This is a genomic window from Wolbachia endosymbiont of Tuta absoluta, assembly GCF_059414725.1.
On record NZ_JBNRJY010000475.1, the window covers coordinates 1 to 9,124 of the forward strand.

At 33.1% G+C, this 9,124-nt stretch carries 8 protein-coding genes; 1 reads left to right on the plus strand and 7 read right to left on the minus strand.

Annotated features, from left to right (window positions below; all coding sequences use genetic code 11):
• Nucleotides 1–65 precede the first annotated feature (65 nt).
• The 7 genes from ACJ5GX_RS05205 to rpmE all read right to left on the minus strand — a co-directional run bounded on the left by ACJ5GX_RS05205 (nt 66) and on the right by rpmE (nt 7,578).
• Nucleotides 66–1,571, minus strand: coding sequence for a pentapeptide repeat-containing protein (locus tag ACJ5GX_RS05205; protein ID WP_495292773.1), 1,506 nt, complete (start codon nt 1,569–1,571; stop codon nt 66–68).
• Nucleotides 1,555–2,529 carry an ankyrin repeat domain-containing protein gene (locus ACJ5GX_RS05210; protein ID WP_052264951.1) on the minus strand — a complete coding sequence of 325 codons (975 nt, stop codon included), beginning with the start codon at nt 2,527–2,529 and terminating at the stop codon, nt 1,555–1,557. Before ACJ5GX_RS05210 ends, ACJ5GX_RS05205 begins: the two co-directional genes overlap by 17 nt.
• Nucleotides 2,530–3,174: 645 nt before the next feature.
• A complete protein-coding gene (locus ACJ5GX_RS05215; RefSeq protein ID WP_052264950.1) occupies nt 3,175–4,062 on the minus strand; it encodes an aspartate carbamoyltransferase catalytic subunit in 888 nt (295 codons plus the stop codon).
• Nucleotides 4,063–4,142: 80 nt separating this feature from the next.
• A complete protein-coding gene (locus ACJ5GX_RS05220; protein ID WP_007302093.1) occupies nt 4,143–5,159 on the minus strand; it encodes a Fe(3+) ABC transporter substrate-binding protein in 1,017 nt (338 codons plus the stop codon).
• A gap of 123 nt (nt 5,160–5,282) precedes the next feature.
• The gene (locus tag ACJ5GX_RS05225) at nt 5,283–6,467 is read right to left on the minus strand and encodes a hypothetical protein (protein WP_096097182.1); all 1,185 of its coding nucleotides are present in this window, start codon (nt 6,465–6,467) and stop codon (nt 5,283–5,285) included.
• A 91-nt stretch (nt 6,468–6,558) separates the two neighbouring features.
• A complete protein-coding gene (locus ACJ5GX_RS05230) occupies nt 6,559–7,344 on the minus strand; it encodes an NAD kinase (protein WP_096097181.1) in 786 nt (261 codons plus the stop codon).
• Between the two features lie 21 nt (nt 7,345–7,365).
• Nucleotides 7,366–7,578 carry a 50S ribosomal protein L31 gene (gene rpmE, locus ACJ5GX_RS05235; protein ID WP_052264949.1) on the minus strand — a complete coding sequence of 71 codons (213 nt, stop codon included), beginning with the start codon at nt 7,576–7,578 and terminating at the stop codon, nt 7,366–7,368.
• 125 nt (nt 7,579–7,703) lie between these two features.
• Between rpmE and fabD the strand changes: the two genes are divergently transcribed.
• Entirely contained in the window at nt 7,704–8,669 is a 966-nt protein-coding gene (gene fabD, locus ACJ5GX_RS05240; RefSeq protein ID WP_180708354.1) for an ACP S-malonyltransferase, read from the plus strand.
• Nucleotides 8,670–9,124 lie beyond the last annotated feature (455 nt).

The window sequence follows — 9,124 nt, forward strand, 5'->3', positions numbered from 1 at the left end:
TATGGTGGGAAAGAGTACTATTATAAATTTGAGAGTCTTTAATTTTTGTCTTATAAATTGAAGTTCTAGAAAGATCGATCTTTAATTGAAGTTATAGCACTCTCTAGACCTGTAATTTTGCTCTGTCCCTGATTGTCAATCATAATTGAATTATCAAATTTGCAATCTGTTAAATGAATATCAGCAATTGAACTTTTATATATGCTTGAAGAGAGGAAAGAGACATCACTCACTGTTGAATTATTCAAATTGCTAAGAAAAAAACTAGTCTTTCTAAAGGCATTATCATAAAACACGGAGGATTTGAAATCACTTTCAATAAAGTTTGAATTAGTGACTTTTGACTTAGACCAGCTCGAATTATCAGCTAATAATTTGAAGAATATTGAATTTTCTATCTCACTCGAATCCATATTATGGTGGGAAAGAGTACTATTATAAATTTGAGAGTCTTTAATTTTTGTCTTATAAATTGAAGTTCTAGAAAGATCTGAATCTTCTATTTTTGCAGAGGTAAACAATGAATGATCAAAGAACGAACCACTCATGTCAGAATTCACAACTTTAGTATTATGAAACTTTCCATGACAAATGTTAGCGTTATAGGTATTAACTTTATACAATTCACTAAAACTAAAATCAATATTAGATAAATCAGCATCCTGAAGGTCTGCTTCGAAAACATATGCATGTTTTATCTTAGAACCATTTAGTATAGATTTAATGAAGTTTGAATTATCCCCTTTCACATAGGAAATTTGTGAATTGCTTAAATTGGCTTTTTCGAAATTACTGTTGACTATAATGGAAGAATTAAAATAGGCGTTTGAAAGATTGCTACCTGTAAAATCCGATTTTTTTATTTCTGCACCATATATGTTAGCATTTTTTAATGAAGAAAATTGTACCTTGAGCTTATGTGCATCCACTCCAAAGAAACTTGCGTTGTCGAAATTATTTTTCTGCATAACAGTGTCGTTTATTTCACTATCACTAAAATTGATGTAGCTGGCACTTGAGTTTGATAAATTGGAGAAATTCATTTTTACATTCAAAAACTTGGTATGCAAACCAATTATATTACGCATACTTACTTTGTTGAGATTAGAATTGATAAAATCAGCATAACTGATATTAGACTGATCAAATATGATATCTGTTAAATTTGTAGAAGCAAATTTTGAAAAACTTAAATTTGTGCCTTTTATTTTAACGCCATGTAAATTAGCATTGGAAAAATTGGCACCACGTAAATCAACATCGATAAAAGACACATCTGATAAATCGGTGTTAGAAAAATCGGCACCAATTAAACTTACTCCATCAAAAATAGATTTGCTTAAATACAATTGACTAAAATTAGCACCATTTAAATTAGGACCAAAACCTTTCTTAAAATCTTGTGGTATGCTGGCTTTATTACACTGTACTAAAAATTTAGCAAAATCTTTTGTATTGTAAGATACGTATTTTACATCATGCAGAGCGCTTAAAAAATCATTGATTGCATCATCTCCATAGCATAAATGACCAACTAAAATTAATATCAAAAGTCTAATTATCTTTTGCATCACACGTGTTTTCTTTTGTTTTTATAGCAAAGTTATACATCTCTGAGTTTTCTTGATTGTTTATTTCTTTATCCTCTAAAAGGTATGGCATCATTTCGGCAATTGCGTTTATTATGTTGATCTGATTCCTTTCGATTGCTATTTCAATAGGGGACTTAAAATTATTATCAACTACTCTAGGATCAGCACCTTGTAATAAGAGAAAGCGAACTGTGTCTATTTGACCTTGTTTCACTGCATAAATTAGAGGAGTATCACCCAATTTATTTCTAAATCTTAGTATTTCTTGAATTGTTAATCCAATTTTTTCTAGCTTATTTATTACTCCTCTTAGACAAATTAAGTTGCCCTTCTTGATGCAGTAAAAAAATTGCTTACTGTAATCATCAGTAAATATAGTTTTAGGAAGGTGCTCATTTAGGCTATCATATTGTCTTTTATATATAGACTTGCTTTTATGTTTTTTTATTTCTTTGTTTAGCTTTGTCCATTTTTCGCTTTTTTCATTTTTTTTGTTCACAGGTGTTATATTGTCAGGCTGTTCTTCTTTCTTTTTCTCTGTTAATTGGCTTGTTGAAAGTTCGGTGTCTTTTTTGCTAATCTCCTCTTCAGGCTGTAGGTTTGTTTGATTATTGTGACTGATTTTCTTCTCTTCAGGTTCTTCTTTTTTTTCTTCTGATAAAGGGCTTGTTAGAGCTTTGGTATCTTTTATATTAGTCTCCTCTTCAGACTGTAGGTTTGTTTGATTACTTGAAGGTACTTCTTCATTGATTACATTTGTTGGGTCTGTGATTTCTTTGAGTTCGCTCAGAAGCGGAGAAGTTTTTTCAGCATCAGTGTTGCTTTTCGATACGTCTTCTTGATTTATACTGCTTTCATTTTTATTTTCTTCAGGCTGTTCTGCAGCAAGCAGGTTAGATATAACAATTAATAGTATGAAGAATGCTTTATATTTCATAAACATTGCAAATATAGGCTTAATTAAAATGATACTATAATCAAATGATTAATCTACAGTAAAAAGTGCTTTAGTTATTGTACAAGTATGATTATGTAAAAATTTATTTTTCTCTTTTATCTAGGTTTTATTTGAAATTGTCATTTGAGTAGCTGACATACAACTGTACGGACATTAAAGAAATCAGTATACAGCTGTATGAACATTGTGGTAATTTGCGTACTAAACAATGTCATCTAAGTAGCTGACACTGGGATCCATTTTCCATCATCATTAGAAACGTTATATTTTAGCATAACTTTTATACTTGCAAATTTAACTCGATGCCAGTGTCAGGCTACTTTCATGACATCTATCACTTTGCGTTTATAGTATTTTTTGCAAATAAATATTTGCTAAATTAAGTGCAAAAATTACTTGACACATTTTGTAGTTTGATTATTATTAGTGAAAATGAGGGTATTTTAGAGCTCGAAATTCACCTTATTCAAGTCTGCAGACTTTTCAACTAATCTCTCAATAAAAAAATATAGCACAGTCTACTTCAGTGCATACTTAATTTCTGTCATGAGGTGTGTTATATTTTTCTAAATCGTTTTTTATAGGAGGATCATTATGTCTAAAATTCCTTAAAATTAATTAAAGTTAAACATTTATTAAATAGTGCAGTACTGCCTTACGCGTTGCTAATCCAAACTTTACTTGCTGTAAAATAACACAATCTTCTATATCATTGCTAATCTCAATGCCTCTATTTATTGGTCCTGGGTGCATAACAATTGCATCGGGTTTTGCATGCGATAGTTTTTGTGCATCAAGTCCATACAAATGAAAATATTCTTTTTCTGAAGAATTATTATTCATGCGCTCTTTCTGCAACCTCAAGAGCATAATTACATCAGCATCCTTTATACCTTCAGTTAATGAATAATGAAGTGAATCTACTTCAGAAAAATGTTTACACATCAAAGCTGGTGGTGCAACTAAGCTTATTTTTGCTCCAAACATTTTTAGCAATCTTATATTTGATCTTGCAACTCTACTGTGCAAAATATCTCCACATATCACAATTTTGAGGTTTTTTATTTGCTTTTTATGACTGATAATTACGAGATAATCTGCAAGAGCTTGAGTTGGGTGTTCACTGCTTCCATCGCCTGCGTTGATTAGCGAGCAATTGACATGCTTTGCCAATGTATTAATAATACCACTACTTTTATGCCTGATTATCATATAGTCAGGATTCATTGCATTTAGTGTTTTTATCATATCTTTTAGATCTTCCCCTTTGTTAATAGAAGAAGATTTTATTGGTAAAGTTATAACATTTGCTCCAAGGCTCTTTGCTGCTATTTCAAAAGATGCGAGCGTACGTGTTGAATCTTCAAAGAATAGGTTTATGACTATTTTATTTTTCAGAACATGACTATTTTCAACTTTTTCTTCAAGGTATTGGTTGGCTAATTTAGTTATATTTTCTACATCACCGATTGTGAGGTCTGAGATATTTAATAAATTCCTTCTCTTGTCCATAGCTCCTTTTTTGAGCTTATTCTACTTTCTTAATTTCAATTACACAACTGTAAAGTAAAGTAGAAGGAAGCTATAAAATTTTATTTCCACTTACATTCATCTGCTATCATAACAGCCTCAAAGAGATGCTTCTCAAGCTCACTTATAGGCAGAGTACTTTGTAGGTAATTTCCCCAAGATTTTAACACATCAGAAGTTTCAATACCTTCAACAATAGGATATTCTTGATTTTTTTTAGCATATAGCTCTTGAGCCTGTTTGCTTACAAAAAACTCCAATAAAGCTATGGCATTTTCTCTGTGTTTTGCGTTTTTTGTTACTGCTGCACCACTAATATTCACCATTACACCATCACTCGGAAAGAAAGCTCCTAACTTTTCTGTGATATTCTTTTTATTTTCTGATGAAAGGATTCTTGCAAAGTAGTAGCTATTTACTATTGCAACATTGCCTTCACCAGCGGCTACAGCATAAATTTGATCTGTGTCACCACCGCTTGGTTTTCTTGCCATGTTGCTTACAATTCCACTCACCCATTCTTTTGTTTTTTCAAAACCATTTTTTGCAATCATAAAAGCGATCAATGATCGGTTATATGGACTTGTGGAAGAGCGTACTAATATTTTCCCTTTCCATTTTTCATTCGCTAAATCTTCATAGGTACTTAATTCCTTAGGATCTACTGATTCTTTATTGTAAACCAATATTCTAGCTCTTTTTGTGAGACCAAACCAATAATCTTCATTATCTCTAAATTTTGCAGGTATGGCATTTTTTAGAGTCTCTGAATCCACTTGAGATAAGAGCCCTCTTTTTTTGGCTAAAATCAAATTCACTGCATCTGCAGTTAAAAACAAATCAGCTTCACCACCATTTTCCATGCGTGAAAGCAATTGGGAATAATCGTCAATGATATAACGTACCTTAATGCCAGTGGTTTTTGTAAAATCATCAAACAAACTATGTACTAATTCTTCTTTACGTGATGAATAAACGTTTACTACTTGTGAATCATCAATTCCGCTATTTTTATATAAAAAATTAACGACTATCAATAAAGCCGCTACTAAAGATATAAATATTAAACCTTTTTTCATAAACAAACCCCTTCCTTGTCATCATCTCAAGCTATCAAAATAGCAAGGTCTTAGCAAGTGTAAATCTTCAAAACGTTGCAGTTACAGTACTGGAATAGCGATAAAAAGAAGTACGAGCCAGATTTAATTAATAATATAAGTAATATCTGGATGGCCACATCGTTCAGCAACTACTTGTAACAATTTTGAACTAATCTTTTCTTGACTGCTTTTTACAGTTTTAATAGCTGTTTTATTAGCTGTTTCATTAGGATTTTCACTATTAGCATCTTTTGTATCTAATAACAAGTAATCTTTAAAATCAGTTTTGCTCCAATGATGAATTGTGCAAGCTAAAGTGAAAAGCAGTAGAGTGCCTGAAATTGCAACGATTGGCCAGTAAATAGTAGGATTTGTGTATGAACTTACTATGTTGCTCAAACCACCTGTTGAATAAAGTGCTAAAGGGAAGGTTATGTTTCCAGTAATAAGAACTGTTCCTAAGATAGGAAGCCATATTCTATCATTGATTAATGAATTTACTTTACTCTTGTAATAGATTGGCTGGCCTGTAAGTTCTACGATGTTCGGATTACTTTTTGCTTTTTCTGGAAGAGAGTGAAACGTAAAGTAAACACGATTACCGTTGCTATATTTTAATACCAAAGATTTGATGCATTCCTCGTCTTTTGAAAGTGTATTTGATATCTCATCTAAAACTTCTTGAGTATCTCTTTTTGTGATCTTGTGCTCCTTAGTACGTACTGCTTGCATAAATTCCCACATAATTCCCAAGGCTAAACAAGACGCTAATACTCCGACAAATATAGTAACAGGATTTATGCTGCCGATGAATCCAATGAATTCTCTTTGCTTCACAGCTAAAACGATTGCTGTAATACAACACGCCGTAACAAGGCCTACAAAAGGCATTGTAACTTTCTTCTTTTGCATCGTATATTTTACTTTCTGTAAAAATCTGTTTGTCTTTTTATTATCTCCAAGGAAAGATTCTTCGGAGCCATTTGTGTGATATGATGGTGGAGGAGAAGGTGATCTGCTAACTGATACACTATCTGAACTCTTTTTTGGAGATTCTGTATTTTGCTCTATGGATGCATAAATAGGTTCTGAACTGTTCACATTCGATTCTTTTTGCCTTTCTTCATCAGAACTTGATTCGCTAGCCGAACTTGTATGTTGTAAAGTTTCATTTTCACCATTTGTTTTTGGCACTGTGCTTCTGCGTGCTGGTTTTGGTAGACTTGTTTTTTCTATTCCATCTTTTTCAGTTATTCTGACGTTTCCTACGTTTGCTGATCCAGGCATATTCGCTCCAAAATTAATTACAATGTTATGTTGATTACGTTATAATTATTAAGATATGGTAAATACTAATTTAAAGATAAATATGAAGAATTTAGTATAAAAATTGCTTATCAAAAATCCTCTCGTCTAATGAGCAATCTTTATCAAAAAGCAGAGTGACTGTGTTTTCGTGATCTTTCTGCATTTTTATCTGCGATATATCAGGAAATTCCTTGTAATCTGATACTACAAGTGCTGGACGATTTTCCACGTCGTTGATATCAATTTGCACTATTGTATCATTTGAGATTAACGCTCCATTCCAACGCCTTGGGTAGTAGCTATTGATGGAAGTCAGTGCAAGTAAATTTGAATTAAGTGGTAAGATTGGCCCACCGGCAGAGAAGTTATATGCAGTGCTACCTGTTGGGGTAGACAATATAATTCCATCTCCTCTGAATTTTTCTACTTTTAGCTTATCATTAATGGTAATATTCATCTCTACTATTTGATTTGCATTTCTAAAGACATACACTTCATTTACTGCGATGTAACGGTGTTTTTTGCCACTTATGTCTGTGGCTTCCATTTTTAGTAAAGTTAGCTGAGTAGGAACTGCATGTTCTATATGATCAATTAGATCTTCAAAGCATTTATTCATCAAAAATCCGACGTTACCGGTATTTATTCCATACACATGTATATCTTTATTTCCTATGACGTAGTTGTGTAGGGTGCGTAGCATAAAACCATCGCCACCAACAACTATCAGCAGATCAACTTCATGCTTACCTGCTTCTGCTATATTGATAAAATTGAGTTTCTGTATTAGTTTAGATACTTCCTGAGACTTGGGTAGCGAAGAAGCAATATAGCCTACATTTTTATATTTATACATGTTAAATAAAGAGGGGAGGAACTAAAAAAAACTCCCGTATTTATCATTAAACTTAGCTATTTTACTATCCTTCTCCCCTGAACCGCTTGTCAAACTTCCAGTCCATGCAGGATGAGTAAGAGGATCTCTATCAAGCTTTATTCTTTGACCTTCTTTTCCATAAGTGGAATAAGTTTCAAACTCTTGACCATCTGTCATAACTATAGTAACTTTGTGATAATCGATTTCTGCCATTGTTCTTACAAATTTCTTACCAGCTAAGATTTTAGTGAATCTGGTTCATTTGGTCAATCATTATTGTGAAATATTGACAAAAAATAAATAAAGTAGTATTATCAATGAAGAATGAAAAACTTTTTATGATTTTTGCTTTTCCTGGTCAGGGCTCCCAATTTGTAGGAATGGGAAAGAGTTTATATGATGAATTTTCAGTTGCAAGGAACGTATTTGATGAAGTAGATGACATATTGGGTAGAAAGCTGTCTCATTTGATTTTCAATGGCCCTATTGAGAAATTAACCATCACGGAAAACGCTCAGCCAGCTATAATGGCAGTGTCAATTGCAACGCTACGTGTTATGAAGCACGTATTTGGTGAATCTCTTTACAGCGTTCAGTATGTTTGTGGGCATTCAGTTGGCGAGTATACAGCGCTGTGTGCTGCAGGGGCATTGACGCTTGAGTCTGCAGTCAAATTGCTAAAAGTTCGTAGCGAAGCAATGCATGAAGCTTCACTAAAATGCAAAGGTGGAATGTTTGCTCTACTTGGAGCAGAAATAAGTGAAGTAGAAGGTATATTAAAATCAGCTCAAATTGATTGTGAAATTGCAAACGATAATGGTGGTGGGCAGGTAGTGGTGAGTGGTACTGCAGAGGCTCTTGAGGTCTTACCTGATTTATTCAAAAACTCAAGTGTCAAGAAAATGATAAAATTACAAGTTAGTGGGCCTTTTCACTCATCTTTTATGAAACCTGCTGATGAAAAACTTCTGGAATTTTTAAAAAGCATCAACATAACTCGCCCTTCGATTCCTTTTGTATCAAACGTTACAGCTAAGGAAGAAAGTGATCCAGAGATCATAAGAGCTTTGCTCGCTAAGCAAGTTGTAAGTAGAGTAAGATGGAGAGAGATGGTTTTATATATGATAAGCCATGGCACTAATAAGTTTGTTGAAGTTGGCCCTAACAAAGTTTTATCTAATCTAGTTAAAAGAATTGACCAATCTATCAGTGTGAAAAATATAGATAGTATTGGTGATATTAATAGCTTCTTTGATGAATCATTAATGTTGACAGCAAAAAATTTAAAAATTGGGTTAAGTTAGCATATCTGATTGGTGTCATTCAAGTAGCTGACACTGGCTCCTTTATGATGGTGTTATTCCAGTTACAACTGTACGAACATTATCTGTAGGAAGATGTCATTCCAGTGCTTGACACTGGTTTTTCATAATCATCAAAACGTTGTATTTAACATAAAGCAGCTACTTTTATACTCGTAAATTTAACTGGATCCCAGTGTCAAGAACTGGGATGACACCGAATAGGCTACTTGAATAATACCGAAAGAGCTACTGGAACGACAAGGTGCTACTGAATGACACCTCTGGGCACTGCCGTCATAAATCTGCTACTTTCTCGTGACGCTGGAATGGCTTTGTTGCACAGCTCTTCGGATAGTGGGTAATGTATAATAAATTCATGAAGCTATATCAAACTTAGCCATGCCTATTTCAGTAAATTTGTTAAGCAAATAACACTTGAGTAGCAGTTCCTTCTC

Excerpts from the sequence above, each read along its gene's own strand:
- ACJ5GX_RS05205 (WP_495292773.1), bottom strand. The coding sequence starts at position 1,571 with ATGCAAAAGATAATTAGACTTTTGATATTAATTTTAGTTGGTCATTTA.
- ACJ5GX_RS05210 (WP_052264951.1), bottom strand. The coding sequence starts at position 2,529 with ATGAAATATAAAGCATTCTTCATACTATTAATTGTTATATCTAACCTG.
- ACJ5GX_RS05215 (WP_052264950.1), bottom strand. The coding sequence starts at position 4,062 with ATGGACAAGAGAAGGAATTTATTAAATATCTCAGACCTCACAATCGGT.
- ACJ5GX_RS05220 (WP_007302093.1), bottom strand. The coding sequence starts at position 5,159 with ATGAAAAAAGGTTTAATATTTATATCTTTAGTAGCGGCTTTATTGATA.
- ACJ5GX_RS05225 (WP_096097182.1), bottom strand. The coding sequence starts at position 6,467 with ATGCCTGGATCAGCAAACGTAGGAAACGTCAGAATAACTGAAAAAGAT.
- ACJ5GX_RS05230 (WP_096097181.1), bottom strand. The coding sequence starts at position 7,344 with ATGTATAAATATAAAAATGTAGGCTATATTGCTTCTTCGCTACCCAAG.
- rpmE (WP_052264949.1), bottom strand. The coding sequence starts at position 7,578 with ATGGCAGAAATCGATTATCACAAAGTTACTATAGTTATGACAGATGGT.
- fabD (WP_180708354.1), top strand. The coding sequence starts at position 7,704 with ATGATTTTTGCTTTTCCTGGTCAGGGCTCCCAATTTGTAGGAATGGGA.